The organism is Tsuneonella sp. HG222, assembly GCF_053819185.1.
The window spans coordinates 108,700-123,584 of sequence record NZ_JBSOQZ010000002.1 but is presented as its reverse complement, the minus strand read 5'-3'; the positions used below and the strand labels follow the sequence as shown (position 1 = coordinate 123,584).

Genomic DNA, 14,885 nt, shown 5'->3' with positions numbered 1-14,885 from the left:
TCCAAGATTTGCCCGCGGCCCGAAAGGGCCTAAGGCCGGGGCAATGCCACTCGATACCCTGTTCGGGCCGCCGGTCCGTATCCAGCCCTATTTCGGTTACCGCAGCCGGACCCGGCTGATCGTCACCGCCCGGGCGCTGCGTGCGCGCGAGCGCGACTTCGCCAAGTCCGGACGCCTGCAGGCGATGCGCACCCTGGCCTCGCAGTTCGCATCGCGCGAGGAAGCCGGCATAGCGGTCACGCTGGAAGTCGCCGGCCCCGACGGGCTGCTCGTCCGCCACGAGGGGCTGACCGACGGCGAAGGCTTCGTCCGCTTCGACCTGGTACTCGAACCCGAATGGGACCTGCCGCCCGATCCGGTGTGGGAGACCGCGGCGTTGCGCTGGGCCAACCGCGAGGGGCCGCAATGCGTGGAGGCGCATATCCTCGTTCCCGGCCGCAAGGCCCGGCTGGCGGTCATCTCCGACATCGACGACACGGTGATCGAGACCGGGATCACCGGCGGCATGCGCACCGTGCTGCGCAACTGGAAGCGGATCCTGGCCGAGCTGCCCGAGGAGCGGATCGCGGCGCCGGGGGCCGACACCTTCTATGGTGCGCTGGGCGGGGGACACACGCTGCCGCCCGGCGAAATCCGGGCAGGCAAGCGCATCCCGGCAACGCACCGGCCGTTCTTCTACGTGTCTTCGAGCCCGTGGAACCTGTTCTCCTATCTGGTCGCCTTCATGCAGGCCAAGAACCTGCCGCTGGGTCCGCTGATGCTGCGCGACTGGGGCTTCAATCGCGCGACCTTCGGCTCGGCAAGCCATGGGGGGCACAAGACCGACACCATCGCCCACCTGCTGGAAATGTTCGACACGGTGCGCTTCGCGCTGATCGGCGACGATACCCAAGGCGACCTGCCCGCCTATGCCGAGGCGATCGAGAAGCACCCGGGCCGGGTGGCCGCGGTGTTCATCCGCACCTCGGCCGGGGAAACCCTGTCGGGTCCCGAGCTCACCGCCAAGGCGCTGATCGAGGCTTCGGGCGTGCCCTTGTGGATGGGCGCCAGCTACGAGATCGGGCAGGACTTCCTGCGCGTGGTCGGGTTCACGCCCGGCGGCGAGACTGAGCAGATCGTCTCCACGACCAAGGAAAAGGCATGAAGGCCTGGCTGATCGCGGGCGCCGTCACCCTGGCGGCCCTCGCGGTGGTCGGTATCGCGCTTTACGCCTGGGCGGTGCGCAACCAGTCGGTGGCGACGCTCGACCGCCTTGATGCCGCCTTCCCGCGCAAGGTCGAAACCGGCCCGCCGGTTGTCGCCAAGTATGGCGCGCACCGCCAGCAGCGCCTGCTGGTCTACCGCCCGATCGGCGTGGAACGGCCCGACCTGATCGTGTTCATCCACGGCGGCGGCTGGCGTAGCGGCGACCCGGCGGATTACGCCTTCGTCGCCCGGCGCTATGCGCAGGCCGGATACGCCACCGCGCTGGTCGGCTACCGTCTGGGGCCCGAGGGACGCTTTCCCGCGATGCTGGAGGACAGCGCAGCCGCTGTGCGCTGGCTGCTCGACAACGCCGGGCAACTGGGGATCAGGGCCGATCGCCTCGTCCTGACGGGCCATTCGGCCGGTGCCTATAACGCCCTGATGCTCGCGCTCGACCGGCAATGGCTCGGCCGGGCAGGAGTGCCCGAAGGGACGATCAAGGGCGTGGCCGCGCTCGCCGGGCCGGCGGACTTCTATCCCTTCGACAACCCTTCAGCCGTCGCCGCGTTCGGCCACGTCGCCGATCCTGCCAGCACCCAGCCGATCTCCTTCGCCCGGGCCGACGCGCCGCCCGCTCTGCTGCTGACCGGCGATGCCGATACGACGGTGAAACCGCGCAACTCGCGCGTCCTGGCCGTGAGGCTCGCCGCGCTGGGGGCCGACGCGCGGCTGGTAGAGATCCCCGGCCTCGGGCATAACCAGGTGGTGATGCACCTTGCCCGCCCCTTCGACCGTGACCGCCGGACGTCCGACGCCCTGCTGGCGTTTCTCGCCGAGGTGGTGGAGGGCGCGCCTTCAGCCGCCGTTCAGCCCACAAACCGCTAGCGGAAGCCCGGCCATGCGCATCCTCTCACGCCTTCTCGCCTGCCTTGCCGCCGCATGCCTGCTCGGGGCCCAGCCGGCCGCCGCCCAGTCCATCCTGCGCGATTCCGAAACCGAGGCGCTGCTGCAGGACATGGTCGACCCGCTGGTGGTGGCGGCCGGAATGCCGCGCGGCTCGGTCGACGTCGTGCTGATCAACGACCCCACGATGAACGCCTTCGTCCAGCAGGGGCAGACGATCTACATCCATTCGGGCCTGATCAACGCGGCCGACAACGCCAACCAGGTGCAGGGCGTGCTGGCACACGAACTGGGCCACATCATCGGCGGCCACGCCCTTCGCTTCTACGAAGGCTACGGCAATGCGATGAAGATCAACGTGCTCTCGATCCTCGCCGGGATCGCGGCGATGGCGGCAGGCGCGCCCGAGGCGGGTTCCGCCGCGATGGCGCTGGGCCAGCAGGTCGCGCTCGGCAGCCTGCTGACCTTCACCCGGGCGCAGGAATCCTCCGCTGATGCGGCCGCCGTCCAGTTGCTCAAGTGCTCGGGCATCAGCGGCAAGGGCGCAGTCGCGTTCTTCCGCAAGCTGCAGAGCTATGAGATGCGCCGCGGCTACAGCCAGGCGGACGAGCAGACCTATTCACGCACCCACCCGATGAGCGGCGACCGCGCCGTGACGCTGGAGGAAGAGCTGAAGGACGATCCGGCGTGGGATCCCCCCGCTGCGGACCTCGTCGCCAGTATCGCCATGACCGACCCGGTCGAGCCCGGCACCTGCGTGTCGGCGCCGCGCGAAACCGCCGAGATCGAGGACCGCTTCCAGCGCGCCAAGGCGAAGCTTTACGGTTATCTCGCCAAGCCGGAGGATACGCTGCGTTCGTACCCAGACTATGTCGAGACCGTGCCGGCGCACTACGCGCGCGCCTATGCCTATCACAAGGATGCCCGGCTCGACCGGGCGATCGAGGAAATCGACGCGCTGCTCGCGGTCGACGGGCACGATCCCTATTTCCTCGAGCTCAAGGGCCAGATCCTGCTCGAATCGGGCAAGCCCGACGATGCCTTGCGGCCGCTGCGCGAGGCGACCCAGCTGACCGCCAACGATCCGCTCATCGCCGGCACCTTCGGCCACGCGCTGGTCGCGACCGAGGACGGCCAGCATCTCGACGAGGCCGAAACGGTGCTGCGCGCGGCGCTGGCGAAGGATCGCGAGAATCCCTTCGCCTGGTATCAGCTGGGCATGGTCTACGGCCGCAAGGGAGACATTCCGCGCGCCCGGCTGGCCAGCTCCGAACAGCAGATCATGTCGGGCAATGCCCCCGAGGCGCTGCTCAACTCGCAGGCCGCGATGGCCTCGCTGCCCGAGAACTCGCCCGACTGGATTCGCGCGCAGGACGTGGCGATGCAGGCCCGCGCGCGGCTTGAACGACAGAAGGACCGCAAGTAAGCGCGAGCGATGCGCTGGTACTTCACCTTGGCCATCGGGTTGCTCGGCGGGTTCGCCGGAGCGGCGCTCTGGGGCCTGACGCCGTATGCGGGACAATCGACCCGCACCTACCTGATGGCAAATCCCGAGATTCTGCCCGAAGCGATGGGGGTGCTGGACCAGCGCCAGCGCCAGGCGCGGATCGAGCCCGTGCGCGACCAGTTGGAGCTGGCCTTCCCCGGTGCCGTGCTCGGCAATCCGGACGGTGCCGTCACCCTGGTCGAATTCAGCGATTACGCCTGCGGATACTGCCGCGCGAGCGTGCCGGACGTAAAGGCGCTGGTCGCCGCCAATCCCGATCTCAGGATCGTGATGAAGGAATTCCCGATCCTGCGCCCCGAGAGTGCGGATGCCGCGCGCATGGCGCTCGCCGCCGCCCAGCAAGGCAAGTATGCCGCCTTCCACGACGCGATGTTCGACCTGGGCAATCCCACGGCCGAGACGATCGCCGCCGCCGCACGGGCCGCCGGGGTCGATCTCGCCAAGGCCAATGCGGCGATCGCGGCCGGGCAATTCGATCCGTTCCTGCAGGACAACCACGAACTGGCCGCCAAGCTGGGCATCGGGGGCACGCCGGGCTGGGTCATCGGCGACCGCGTGATCGACGGCGCGGTGGGCGAAGAGGAACTGGCCAAGGCGGTCGCGGAGGCGCGCAAGTCCTGAACGCGCTGACCGCCTTGTTCCGGCGCCAGAAGAGCCAGCGATCGGGGCCCCGCTTCGCAGCCGCGCCGGCCGGCGATTCGGGCATTCACCTGTTCCGCCCGACGCCTTTCTTCGCCGACAAGAACCGCGCCTTCTGGAACCTGCAGCTCACCGGGTGGGGCGGCGCCATGCTGCTGCGCAGCGTCTCCTCGATGGCCAACGATCAGCCCTGGAGCTTCCTGGTCCTGGTCCTGATCGAAGCCATCACCGGGCTTTCGATCAGCCTGATCCTGGCGGTGATCTTCGGTTATCTGATCCGCCTGCGGCCCCTCGTAACCTGGGTGGCGACGGCGGCCCTGCTGCTGGTAGCCGTCAGCCTCTTCGCCGCGATCGACGCCTGGGCGCTCAGCCTTTACCGGCCCGACGACACGGTCAGCTTCGTCCAGCGTGTGCTGGGCATCTACATCCTCCCACTGTCGCTGCTCGGAGCCTGGTCGGCGCTCTATTATGCGATCAACTATTTCCTGCAGGTCGAGGAACAGGCCGAGCGGCTCGAACGGCTCGAGGCGCAGGCGACCGCGGCCCAACTCGCCATGCTGCGCTACCAGCTCAACCCGCACTTCCTGTTCAACACGCTCAATTCGATCAGCACGCTCGTGCTGCTGAAGGAAACTGAGCCGGCCAACGCGATGCTTACCCGCCTGTCGGGCTTCCTGCGCCATACGCTGGTCAGCGAGCCGGGCGCCAAGGTGACCGTGGCGCAGGAAGTGGAGACCCTGAAGCTGTACCTCGACATCGAGCGGATGCGCTTCGAGGAGCGGCTGCGCACGGTCTTCGACATCGATCCGGCGGCGGCGGTGGCGATGATCCCCAGCTTCCTGCTCCAGCCGCTGGTCGAGAACGCGATCAAATATGCCGTCAGCCCGCAGGAGGAAGGCGCCCGGATCAGCCTTTCGGCGCAACTCGTCGGCCACCGGCTTCGCCTGACCGTGTCCGACACGGGCCCGGGATTGCGCGCCCGCTCCCGCCGGGCGACATTGCCGCAAGCAACCTTCGGCAAGCATGAATCGACCGGGGTTGGACTTGCCAACATCCGCGATCGCCTGGCCCAGGCCTATGGAGAGGACCACCTGTTCGAGATCCGCACGCCGGCCGACGGCGGCTTCACCGTGGTGATCGAGGTCCCTCTCGAACGGGCGGCGGAGACCCCGTCGGTCGCGCCCGCGAAACCGCAAGCCGTTCCATCCGTTACACCCGCGCCCGCACAGCGCGCCTTGGGATTTGACACATGACCATCCGCACCATCCTCGTCGACGACGAGAAACTGGCCATTCAGGGACTTCGCCTTCGTCTCGAGAAGTTTCCCGACGTGGAAATCATCGAAACCTGCGCCAATGGGCGCGAGGCGATCCGCAAGATCAAGACCGAGAAACCGGACCTGGTCTTCCTCGACATTCAGATGCCGGGGTTCGACGGGTTCTCGGTCGTCAAGGGCGTCATGGAGATCGACCCGCCGCTGTTCGTCTTCGTGACCGCTTACCAGGAACACGCGATCCGCGCGTTCGAGGCCAATGCGGTCAATTACCTGATGAAGCCGGTCGACGAAGACAAGCTGGCCGACACGCTCGAGCGGGTGCGCACCCGCCTGGCCGAGAAGCGCAGCGCCGACGAGGCCAAGAAGCTGCAGGACGTTCTGGCCGAAGTGGCGCCCGACGCCATGGAAAACATGCCCACCGACGACGAGAGCACCGGCCGCTACGAGAAGCTGATCAACGTGAAGGACCGCGGGCAGATCTTCCGGGTCGACGTCGACACCATCGAGCACATCGAGGCGGCGGGCGATTACATGTGTATCTACACCGGCGACAATTCGCTGATCCTGCGCGAAACGATGAAGGATCTCGAGCGGCGGCTCGACCCTCGAATCTTCCAGCGGGTTCACCGTTCGACCATCGTCAACCTCGACCAGGTGCGCCAGGTCAAGCCGCACACCAACGGGGAATGCTTCCTCGTGCTCGACAGCGGCGCCGAAGTGAAGGTCTCGCGCAGCTACAGGGATGTCGTCGCCCGGTTCGTCCATTGACGGCCGATCCGCAATGACGGCGTTCCAGCTACCCGGCTTCGACCTGCAGCGGTTCGTTCGCGAAACGCTCGACGAGGACCTTGGCGTGGGCCTGCCCGGCGGCGGGCGCGATGTGACGGCCGAGAGCGTGATCCCGGCGGATGCGCGTTTCCAGGGCGCGATGGACAGCCGCGATGCCATCGTCGTCGCGGGCCTGCCGATCGCCGCCGCCTTCTTCCGCGCGCTCGACCCGGCGATGGAGATCGAGATCCTCGTCGGCGAAGGCGCCGAAGTTCCTGCCGGGACCGACCTGATGCGGCTGGCCGGCAACGCCCGTGCCATGCTGACTGCGGAGCGCAGCGCGCTCAATACCGTGCAGCACCTGTCGGGCATCGCCACCATGACCCGCGCCTATGTGCGCGCAATGGGTGGGCACGCGACCCTGCTCGACACCCGCAAGACCATTCCCGGGCTGCGCCACCTGGAAAAGTACGCCACCCGCACCGGCGGGGCGCAGAACCACCGCATGGGACTGTGGGACGCGGCGATGATCAAGGACAACCACGTGCTGGTCGCCGGCAGCGTCGGCGAGGCCGTGCGGCGGGCGATCGACGCCGGGGTCGAGAACGTGATCTGCGAGGTCGACCGGCTCGACCAGATCGAGCCCGCGCTCGCCGCCGGGGCGAGTCACCTGCTGCTCGACAACATGTCGCCCGAGGAACTGCGGGAGGCCGTGGCGCTGGTCTCCGGCCGGGTGCCGACCGAGGCGAGCGGCGGCGTCACCTTGCAGACAATCGGCGGGATTGCCGCGACGGGGGTGGATTACGTCTCGGTCGGCCGCCTGACGCAGAGCGCCCCGGCCGCGGATATCGGGCTCGACTTCACGCCGATTGCGTGAGTCGGCCGGATCGGGCAGACTTCGCTTTTCCGGGGAGGGAGATTGTACGTCATGCGGCCTGATTCCATTCGCAAGTTCGACCTGTTTTATCTTGGCTCGATCGTCGTCTCGCTGCTCATTTCGGTGCTCGCTTACGGTGCCATCATGGAGCAGGCAGAGGCGCAGGCTGCTGAATCCGGCATCGCAGTCGGCAGCGGCCTCGTCATCGGCAGTATCGCCGTCGGCACCCTGATCTCGCTGCTCCTGTGGTACCTGGTCTCGCGCAAGGGGTTCGTGATCGCCAAGTGGGTCGTGGTCCTGTTCTTCGCCTACAGCCTCGTCAAGCTGCCCTCGCTGTTTGCCGGGGGTCTGGGCGCGGTCGAGGCCCTGTCGCTACTCGGCGTGATCTTTCAGGCTGCTGCGGTGTGGTATCTCTTCCAGCCGGATGCGAAGGCCTGGTTCGCCGGCAACCGCGAAACTGCGCCCGCCGACCCCGCCGATTGATCGGCATCCGGCTTTTCGCAGCGGCCCTGCTGGCGATGCCGGCGGCGCTGTCCGCGCAAGCCTATCAATGCCAGGTGCCGCAAGGCCAGATCGCGGTGCCGCGCATGGATCGCGGTGCCGAGCGCCGGGCACCGGTCACGGGCTACACGCTCGCCGTCAGCTGGTCGCCCGAGTACTGCCGGACGCGCAAGGGCTCCAAAGCGGACGCGCGCCAGTGTTCGGGCGCGGGCGGGCGCTTCGGCATGGTCCTGCACGGCCTATGGCCTGAGGGAGCGCGCGTTTCGCCGCAGTGGTGCCGCACCGAAGTCCCGCTGCGGGGCGACGCTCTACGCCCACATCTTTGCATGACCCCGTCCGCCCGCCTGCTGGCGCACGAATGGGCCCGCCATGGCAGTTGCATGGTCCGGCGCCCGGTGGCCTATTTCAAAGTCGGGAGCATCCTGTGGAACAGCCTGCGCTGGCCCGATATCGACCGCCTGTCGCGCCGGGAGCCGACCGCCGGGGACCTGCGGCAGGCTTTCGTCACGGCAAATCCGGCATGGGGGGCCGACCAGGTCGGTGTCGAGGTCAACGAACGCGGGTGGTTCGAGGGAATGCGGCTTTGCTACGGCACGGATTTCATGCCGCGAACTTGCAAGCGGTCCGCCTTGGGGCCGGCAGACGCTCAGCCGATCAAGATCTGGCGCGGGCTCTAGCGCCGTTCCGCGAAAAATTCCCGCAGCAGCGCGGCGGCAGCGTCCTCTCCCATCCCTGTATAGACTTCCGGCCGGTGGAGGCTTTGCGGGTGGTCGAACACCCGCGCGCCATGCGCGACCGCGCCGCCCTTGGGATCGGGCGCCGCGTAGTAGAGCCGCGCGATGCGGGCGTGGGCGATCGCCCCGGCACACATGGCGCACGGTTCCAGCGTGACCCACAGGTCGCACTCGGCAAGCCGCTCGTTGCCCAGGGCGGCGGCCGCCTGGCGAATGGCGGCGATCTCCGCATGCGCGGTCGGGTCGTGTGTCTCGCGCGGCGCATTGCGCCCTTCGCCGACGATCGCGCCGTCCTTGACGACCACGGCGCCGATCGGCACCTCCCCCGCCGCGGCCGCATCGCGCGCCAACGCGAGCGCGCGTTCCATCGGTGGGGGGAGGGGCCAGCGGGTCATGCCGGTGCGCTACCCGTGTGCGATTGCGCCCGCAATGGTGCCGGAATGCTTGACGATTCGCACGGCCCTCGCTATGCGCGCCGCTTTCCCGGATAGCTTCCGATAAACGAGTTGAGACGAACCATGTCGCGTATCTGCGAATTGACCGGCAAGGGCCGCCAGGTCGGCCACAACGTGAGCCACGCCAACAATAAGACCAAGCGAGTCTTTCTGCCCAACCTGCAGAACGTCACCCTGCTGAGCGAGAAGCTGGACAAGAGCTTCAAGTTTCGCGTCTCGACGCACGGTCTGCGCTCGGTCGAGCACAATGGCGGTCTCGACAACTGGCTGCTCAAGACCAGCGACATCAAGCTCAGCGCCCGCGCGCTGAAGGTGAAGCGCGAGCTCAAGAAGGTCGCTGAGGCGGCCTAACCCCGATGCAGTCGGCCGCTTGGGCGGCCGCGCATTCGTTCCATTCCAGTTTGGCGAGCAGCGTCCGCTGGACGAAGCCGCTGCGGTTCGAGTCCGACACGATCCACAGGATCGTGCGTCCCCGGTCGCTGACGGCCGTCATGCCTTCGTAGTTCTCGCGCGGAAGCAACTCGTCGAGATTCGCTAGCTCGCGCCAGGGCCATACCTGGCCCTCGGCTATGTCGGCCGGGTCGGCCACGATGATGCGGCTGCTGAACAGGCCGTGCCTGGTGGGGCGCAGCGCCCGCAGCAGAATCAGGACCTGGCCGTCGGGAAGAGCCACCGCATCGGCCGGATCGTAGCCGGCCGGGGGCCTGATCGTGAATTCGATCGGTGCCCCGCCCAGCAGCGGATCGCCCGGGAATAGAAGCCCAACGCGGTTCATCATGTGGGGCCAGCGCGCAACTTCCTGCAGGACGATGAAGCGGCCGTCGGGCAGGCGTGCCAGAGCCTCGGCGCCGCCGTTCTGAGGAAAGCGCGCCATCGCCGGCGGGGCGATCTCGCCTTCGTACGAGCCGTCTTGCGCGTAGCGCCGGATCGTGTTGGCCATCTCCAGCGAGTACCACTGGCGCCCGCTCTTCGGGTCGGCCGCACCGCCCTCGAAGTCGTTCAGGCGCTTGTCGCCGGAATCAGGCGCCGAGGAGAAGCGGTGAGCGAATGTCCCGTCGTCCTGTTGCCAGAATTCCAGCCGCTGGCCGGAATCCGAATGCGCCAGCAGCCGGCTTCCCGGCAGCGGCACTAGCGCGGAGTATCCTCCGAAGCGGAAATCGGGCCCGACCAGTTCCCACAGGCCGGCAACGGCCAAGGACCCATGCGCAGCGCGCTCTTCCGTGAGGGGCACGAAAGCTAGCTTGCCGGAGAAATCGGGCTCCGGCTGCGTCGTGGAACGAACCCACAGTCCCGGTACCAGCAGAATGACGAGGCAGGTCAGGAGGAAGAGGCGGCAGGGCCGGTTCAGGACAGTTTCCAGAGTTAGCGCAGAAGCTGCGATATGGGGAAGGAAGTAACCTTCACCGCCGCCCGCATACCAACACAGGCCGCAAAAAAAAGGGGCGGCCCGAAGACCGCCCCTTTCTTGTTCGAAGTTCTAAACTTTAGAAATCGACCCGCGCACCGACGCGCAGGAAACGACCCACGAACAGGCGGTCCTGCCACGACGGGGCGAAACCGTAGATGCCGTAGGCGGCGTTCGGCGCGAAGTCCGGCTTGGTGCCGAGGATGTTGAGAACATCGGCATAAAGCGTGAACTTCTCGGCGAACGTGTGTTCCACGTGACCGTCGATGTAGAACGTGCTCGGGGTGCTGCACTGCACCGGCGAACCGTCGTTCCAGGTCAGGATCTGACCGTTGTCGGCGCTCGCCTGGCAGTCACCGTAGACGCCGGCCGAATCGGTCGCGACGTCGCTGAACGAGTCCGTGTAGTAAGCCGTGAGGCTCAGACGGGTGTCGTCATTGTAGGTGAAGGTGTTCTGCCACACACCACGCCACGTCGGAGCACCCGAGCAGGACGAGATGTGGCAGGCGCCCAGCGTGCCGTCGTAACGCTCGACATTGCCGTTCGCCAGGGTCGACTGCAGACGCATCAGGTACGACGCGTTGACGTACGAACGCCAGCGCAGCGAATCGCTGATGTTGAACGACGCATCCAGGGTGAAGTCCATGCCACGGCCCAGGAAGGTGTTCGAGTTGCTGTACGAACCGTTGACGGTACCGATCAGCGGCAGCGCGTTCGGGTTCTGCGGATCGGCAACGCCCGGGGTCACGGTGATGCCCGGAATGTTAACGACACCGTTGTTGGAGTAGTACTGCTGGAACACATCGAGACCAGCGGTCACAGGAACGATCGCGTCCTTGATCTCGGTCTGCCAGAAGTCGGCGGTGAACGTGATGTTCCGCATCGGCTGGACGACCGCACCGATCGTGAAGGCTTCCGAAGTCTCAGGCTTGAGGTTCAGGTTGCCCGACGAGGTCAGACCGTAGTTGTAGCCACCCGAGTAGTAGGACGGGTTGCTGGCGTGCGCGGCGCAGAACGCAGCGTACGTGGCCTGGGTGCAGTTGATGTTGGCCGACACGAAGCCGGTCGTCGGCAGGGCGAAGCTTTCCGAGAAGCTCGGAATGCGGAAGCCGCGCGAGTAGGTGCCGCGGAACTTCAGTTCCTCGATCGGCTGAACCGTCGCTTCGAACTTCGGCGAAAACTTCGACTGACCGGTCGAGTAGCTCTCGTACGAACCCTGCGCCTTCACCCGGAGGAAGTCCGAGATCGGGGCGGAGATTTCGTAACCGGCCGACCAGACTTCGCGGCTACCGTCCACGCCCACGGCGTTGATCGAGTAGTAGCGCTGGTTCGGGCTGGCGGCGTTCGGCGGATTGGCGCTCGGGTTGTGGATCGCTTCGTAGCGATACTGGCCCGTGACGGCGACGTTGAGCGAGCCGCCCGGCAGTTCGAAGAAGTCGCGGTTGACCGAGACGACGACCTGCGTTTCCTTCGAGTTCGACCGGTTGAAGTTGTCCGGCAGGACCAGCTGCGTCTGCGCTTCCGTGTTGGCGAGCGGGTTGACGAAGTTGTAACCGCCGTTGGCGACCGCGGTGAACAGACCCGGCAGCCAGATGTAGCCGAACTGCGTACGCTCGAGCACCACTTCCGAGGCAGCGACGCCCACGTTATAGTTCCAGTCACCGAACGAACCGTCGATGCCACCGCTGTAGCGGATGGTCGTGGCTTCGGTGTCCGTGCCGCGCGAGGAGACCGGACGGCCGACCAGGCGAGCCTGGAGACCCTGCGCCGCGAACGGGTTGTTCGGGTTCAGCGTGCCGTTCTGCGCATTACAACCGGTGGCCGAGAGGATGCCGCCAGTGATCGAGGCGACGCCCTGCGGACAGATATAGGCCGGGAGGTAAATCTGCGAGACGGTCACGGTCGGGCCGCCGGCGGCGGTCGAACCGGTGTAGTTCAGCGGCGTGCTGTAGCCGCTGGTCTGCACGTTCATGTAGTTGACCATGAAGAACGCTTCGGCCCGGTCACCCAGCGAGAAGGTGGCCTTCAGGTTGCCGCCCAGGCGCTGCGTCGGCGAGTTGTACGTGAAGTCCGAAAGATCCTGCTGGCAGAGCGTGCGGTTGGTCGGAATAACCGCCTGCTGTGCGGCCGGAGCCGAATTGAACTGCGCCTGGGTCAGCGTGATCGAGGGCAGGTCGAGGCAGCCGGCCGGGCCGTACTGGTACGGACCCTGCACGCCGGTGCCGGCACCGGTGTAGGGGCGGAACGCCGGGGCATAGGTCGAACCGAAGCCCAGGTAGCTGTTGTCACCCTGGATGCCGTTGACGATGTTGCTGGTCAGACAGCCCTGGGCGGCGGTGCCGCAGATGCCGCTGAGGTCGCCGAGGTACGACTTGTTGAACTCCGGACGGTCGCGCATCAGCAGGCGGCCGTTCTTCTGGTACTCGAAGTTACCATAGACGTTGAAGCCCTGATCGTCGATGTCGCCGTAGCCGTAGGTCGCGCTTGCCTTGTACTCGGTCGCGTCGCCGTATTCGGTCGTCTGACCGAACGAGGCATTGAGGTGCAGGCCTTCGATCTGGCGCTTCACGATGACGTTGACCACGCCCGCGATCGCGTCCGAACCGTAGGTCGCCGAGGCGCCGTCGAGCAGGACGTCGACGCGGTCGACGATCGACGACGGGATCGAGTTGATGTCGACGAAGTTGCGGTAGCCGTCGTCACCCAGCGGGTAGAGCGCCGAACGCATGCCGTTGAACAGCGTCAGGGTGTAGGCGTTGTTGAAGCCGCGCAGCGAGGGCGAGCTCGCGCCGGTCGCGAAACCGAACGAGGACCAGCTCGGCTGCACCGTGCCGGCGTTGTTGGCGCTGAGCGTCTGCACCGCTTCGGCGATCGTCGAGACACCGCGGGTCTGCAGGTCGTCGGCCGAAACCGTGGTGATCGGCGACGCCGAGGCGGCGGCCGGGTTGCGGACGATCGAGCCCGTAACGATGATGACGTTCGCGCTGCCGTCGTCTTCGGAGACGCAGCTCGGAGCGTTCGGGTTCGTTTCGCAGTCGACGGCTTCCTGCGCAAAGGCAGGCGCGCTCAACAGAGCGAAGCCGACCGCGAGCGGAGCAACGCCAGCCTTAAGCATGGAGAATTTGGTGTTGATCACGTTCCAGTCCCTTTTCTGAAGGCCGCCACCGGAACTGCGGCGGACCTTGAACAATTTCCCGGCAAGTGGCCTCCCTGGCCCCATCCGCGCGCGTCGAACACACGAATCCCATCCGGAAAATGATGTGCCGCAATGCGGGATAATCGACCGTCCGGTCAAAGCACTTCGGTCGGCGGGCAGACATTGATTCGTGCATGTCACCAATGTGCAACAGTCACCTGCGACCGGACGAACGACTGTCACAAATCGACCGAATCCATGGCTTTTGCAACAATGTTACAATTGCAACGATCAACCTTGTTGCAAACTTGCATCGTTTGCGGTCGGCCGGGAAAGAATGATGCGGCGCGGTATGGCTTTAATCCATCGGCCCCAGGAAAAGCAGGGGGTCGAGCCGCGCGTCGCGCCACTTGAGGCTCCAGTGCAGGTGGGGCCCCGTCGCTCGACCGGTCATTCCGATATTGCCGATGTACTGCCCCTGGCGCACCCGATCGCCGAGCGAGACCGCAATCTTCGAGGAGTGCAGGAAGGCGCTGTTGAGCCCGCCACCGTGATCGATGATCAGCAGGTTGCCCTCCAGCGTGAAGGGGCTCTGCGCCGCCAGCACGACGACGCCGTCCGCCGGTGCGACATAGGGGGTGCCGCTCCCGCCCGTGGCGATGTCGAGCCCGGAATGATAGCTTCCCGCCTCGCCGCCGCGGTACACCCGCTGCGAACCGAACCGGCCCGAGATGCGGCCCTTTACAGGCCAGACGAAACGCTGGGTCCACCCATCGACCGGATGGTCGACCGCGCGCGCGGCGGCGATCTGCGCCAGTTCGGGGCGGCGCAGCGCCATGAACGCCTCGGTCGGCCCGCTGCCGGGGCGCATCGGCACGTCGACCCGCTCGATGTTCCAGGCGCGCGGCGAAATGCTCAGCGTGCTGGCGATGGTCCGCCCGTCGGCCAGCGTAGCGACGAGCCGGGCCGAGGGCCCCGCGTCGCGGTCGAAGGCGGCGAAGAAGCGGCCCGCGGAATCCAGCAGCAGCGCCTGGCCATCGAGCCGTGCGGAGACCGTTCCTGCGGGCGCGCGGCCGCGCAGCCATCCCCCCTGCGTCAGCTCGCCGGCATATTCGAAGGTGGCGGGTCCCTGCGGCGCCGGAGAAGGCGCCGGCAAGGGGATGGGCTGCACCACCGCGACCGGGGGCGCCTGCCGCGGGGCAGGCTCGGGCGAACCGGCGCAACTGCCCAGCAGGGCCAACCCAGCAACGCCGAGAAGGAAGCGGACCGCGCTACCGGTGCCGCTCATGCCCCTCCGCTCAATCGCCGCGTGGCGATCTTCGCGCTGGCGTAGGCTTCCTGCCGGTCGACCGACCAGTAACGCAGTTCTTCCAGCGGGATCGGTTCGCCGCTTACCGCGCAGGCGACGAAATGGCCCGGTCGAATGACGCGAAAACCGTTGGGACCGTACATCAGGGTGGCCGGGCTGCGGCCGGAATTCATCAGCATGGCAAGGACCT

15 protein-coding genes are annotated in these 14,885 nt (G+C 66.8%); 10 read left to right on the top strand and 5 right to left on the bottom strand.

Features of this window, described 5'->3' with window-relative positions:
* The first annotated feature begins 43 nt into the window (after nt 1-43).
* The 9 genes from ACWPMZ_RS12190 to ACWPMZ_RS12150 all read left to right on the top strand — a co-directional run bounded on the left by ACWPMZ_RS12190 (nt 44) and on the right by ACWPMZ_RS12150 (nt 8,333).
* Nucleotides 44-1,144 carry a phosphatase domain-containing protein gene (locus tag ACWPMZ_RS12190; protein WP_455704333.1) on the top strand — a complete coding sequence of 367 codons (1,101 nt, stop codon included), beginning with the start codon at nt 44-46 and terminating at the stop codon, nt 1,142-1,144.
* The gene (locus ACWPMZ_RS12185; RefSeq protein WP_455704332.1) at nt 1,141-2,070 is read left to right on the top strand and encodes an alpha/beta hydrolase; all 930 of its coding nucleotides are present in this window, start codon (nt 1,141-1,143) and stop codon (nt 2,068-2,070) included. The genes ACWPMZ_RS12190 and ACWPMZ_RS12185 overlap by 4 nt, the downstream gene beginning before the upstream one ends.
* 13 nt (nt 2,071-2,083) lie before the next feature.
* Nucleotides 2,084-3,514 (top strand): M48 family metalloprotease, encoded by a 1,431-nt coding sequence (locus ACWPMZ_RS12180; RefSeq protein WP_455704331.1) that lies wholly within the window; start codon nt 2,084-2,086, stop codon nt 3,512-3,514.
* 9 nt (nt 3,515-3,523) lie between these two features.
* The gene (locus ACWPMZ_RS12175; RefSeq protein WP_455704330.1) at nt 3,524-4,216 is read left to right on the top strand and encodes a DsbA family protein; all 693 of its coding nucleotides are present in this window, start codon (nt 3,524-3,526) and stop codon (nt 4,214-4,216) included.
* 83 nt (nt 4,217-4,299) lie between these two features.
* Nucleotides 4,300-5,487, top strand: a complete 1,188-nt coding sequence (locus ACWPMZ_RS12170; protein ID WP_455705145.1) for a sensor histidine kinase — start codon at nt 4,300-4,302, stop codon at nt 5,485-5,487.
* The gene (locus tag ACWPMZ_RS12165; protein ID WP_455704329.1) at nt 5,484-6,278 is read left to right on the top strand and encodes a LytR/AlgR family response regulator transcription factor; all 795 of its coding nucleotides are present in this window, start codon (nt 5,484-5,486) and stop codon (nt 6,276-6,278) included. Before ACWPMZ_RS12170 ends, ACWPMZ_RS12165 begins: the two co-directional genes overlap by 4 nt.
* Nucleotides 6,279-6,291: 13 nt before the next feature.
* Nucleotides 6,292-7,155, top strand: a complete 864-nt coding sequence (nadC, locus tag ACWPMZ_RS12160; protein WP_455704328.1) for a carboxylating nicotinate-nucleotide diphosphorylase — start codon at nt 6,292-6,294, stop codon at nt 7,153-7,155.
* A gap of 51 nt (nt 7,156-7,206) precedes the next feature.
* The gene (locus tag ACWPMZ_RS12155; RefSeq protein ID WP_455704327.1) at nt 7,207-7,638 is read left to right on the top strand and encodes a hypothetical protein; all 432 of its coding nucleotides are present in this window, start codon (nt 7,207-7,209) and stop codon (nt 7,636-7,638) included.
* Nucleotides 7,635-8,333, top strand: coding sequence for a ribonuclease T2 family protein (locus ACWPMZ_RS12150; RefSeq protein ID WP_455704326.1), 699 nt, complete (start codon nt 7,635-7,637; stop codon nt 8,331-8,333). Before ACWPMZ_RS12155 ends, ACWPMZ_RS12150 begins: the two co-directional genes overlap by 4 nt.
* Here the strand turns inward: ACWPMZ_RS12150 and tadA are convergent.
* Nucleotides 8,330-8,785 (bottom strand): tRNA adenosine(34) deaminase TadA, encoded by a 456-nt coding sequence (gene tadA / locus ACWPMZ_RS12145; protein ID WP_455704325.1) that lies wholly within the window; start codon nt 8,783-8,785, stop codon nt 8,330-8,332. The two genes, ACWPMZ_RS12150 and tadA, sit on opposite strands and share 4 nt — an antisense overlap.
* A gap of 123 nt (nt 8,786-8,908) precedes the next feature.
* Between tadA and rpmB the strand changes: the two genes are divergently transcribed.
* Entirely contained in the window at nt 8,909-9,196 is a 288-nt protein-coding gene (gene rpmB / locus ACWPMZ_RS12140; protein WP_455704324.1) for a 50S ribosomal protein L28, read from the top strand.
* Here rpmB and ACWPMZ_RS12135 read toward each other — a convergent pair.
* From ACWPMZ_RS12135 to ACWPMZ_RS12120, 4 genes are all read right to left on the bottom strand, one after another.
* Nucleotides 9,171-10,076, bottom strand: coding sequence for an esterase-like activity of phytase family protein (locus tag ACWPMZ_RS12135; protein ID WP_455704323.1), 906 nt, complete (start codon nt 10,074-10,076; stop codon nt 9,171-9,173). The genes rpmB and ACWPMZ_RS12135 overlap by 26 nt on opposite strands.
* A 253-nt stretch (nt 10,077-10,329) precedes the next feature.
* Nucleotides 10,330-13,386, bottom strand: a complete 3,057-nt coding sequence (locus ACWPMZ_RS12130) for a TonB-dependent receptor plug domain-containing protein (protein WP_455704322.1) — start codon at nt 13,384-13,386, stop codon at nt 10,330-10,332.
* A 358-nt stretch (nt 13,387-13,744) separates the two neighbouring features.
* On the bottom strand, nt 13,745-14,674 hold the full coding sequence (locus ACWPMZ_RS12125; protein ID WP_455704321.1) for a peptidoglycan DD-metalloendopeptidase family protein: 930 nt from the start codon (nt 14,672-14,674) through the stop codon (nt 13,745-13,747).
* Nucleotides 14,671-14,874 carry a DUF2093 domain-containing protein gene (locus ACWPMZ_RS12120; RefSeq protein ID WP_455704320.1) on the bottom strand — a complete coding sequence of 68 codons (204 nt, stop codon included), beginning with the start codon at nt 14,872-14,874 and terminating at the stop codon, nt 14,671-14,673. Before ACWPMZ_RS12120 ends, ACWPMZ_RS12125 begins: the two co-directional genes overlap by 4 nt.
* Between the last annotated feature and the right edge of the window lie 11 nt (nt 14,875-14,885).

Excerpts from the sequence above, each read along its gene's own strand:
- ACWPMZ_RS12190 (WP_455704333.1), top strand. The coding sequence starts at position 44 with ATGCCACTCGATACCCTGTTCGGGCCGCCGGTCCGTATCCAGCCCTAT.
- ACWPMZ_RS12185 (WP_455704332.1), top strand. The coding sequence starts at position 1,141 with ATGAAGGCCTGGCTGATCGCGGGCGCCGTCACCCTGGCGGCCCTCGCG.
- ACWPMZ_RS12180 (WP_455704331.1), top strand. The coding sequence starts at position 2,084 with ATGCGCATCCTCTCACGCCTTCTCGCCTGCCTTGCCGCCGCATGCCTG.
- ACWPMZ_RS12175 (WP_455704330.1), top strand. The coding sequence starts at position 3,524 with ATGCGCTGGTACTTCACCTTGGCCATCGGGTTGCTCGGCGGGTTCGCC.
- ACWPMZ_RS12165 (WP_455704329.1), top strand. The coding sequence starts at position 5,484 with ATGACCATCCGCACCATCCTCGTCGACGACGAGAAACTGGCCATTCAG.
- nadC (WP_455704328.1), top strand. The coding sequence starts at position 6,292 with ATGACGGCGTTCCAGCTACCCGGCTTCGACCTGCAGCGGTTCGTTCGC.
- ACWPMZ_RS12155 (WP_455704327.1), top strand. The coding sequence starts at position 7,207 with ATGCGGCCTGATTCCATTCGCAAGTTCGACCTGTTTTATCTTGGCTCG.
- tadA (WP_455704325.1), bottom strand. The coding sequence starts at position 8,785 with ATGACCCGCTGGCCCCTCCCCCCACCGATGGAACGCGCGCTCGCGTTG.
- rpmB (WP_455704324.1), top strand. The coding sequence starts at position 8,909 with ATGTCGCGTATCTGCGAATTGACCGGCAAGGGCCGCCAGGTCGGCCAC.
- ACWPMZ_RS12125 (WP_455704321.1), bottom strand. The coding sequence starts at position 14,674 with ATGAGCGGCACCGGTAGCGCGGTCCGCTTCCTTCTCGGCGTTGCTGGG.
- ACWPMZ_RS12120 (WP_455704320.1), bottom strand. The coding sequence starts at position 14,874 with ATGCTGATGAATTCCGGCCGCAGCCCGGCCACCCTGATGTACGGTCCC.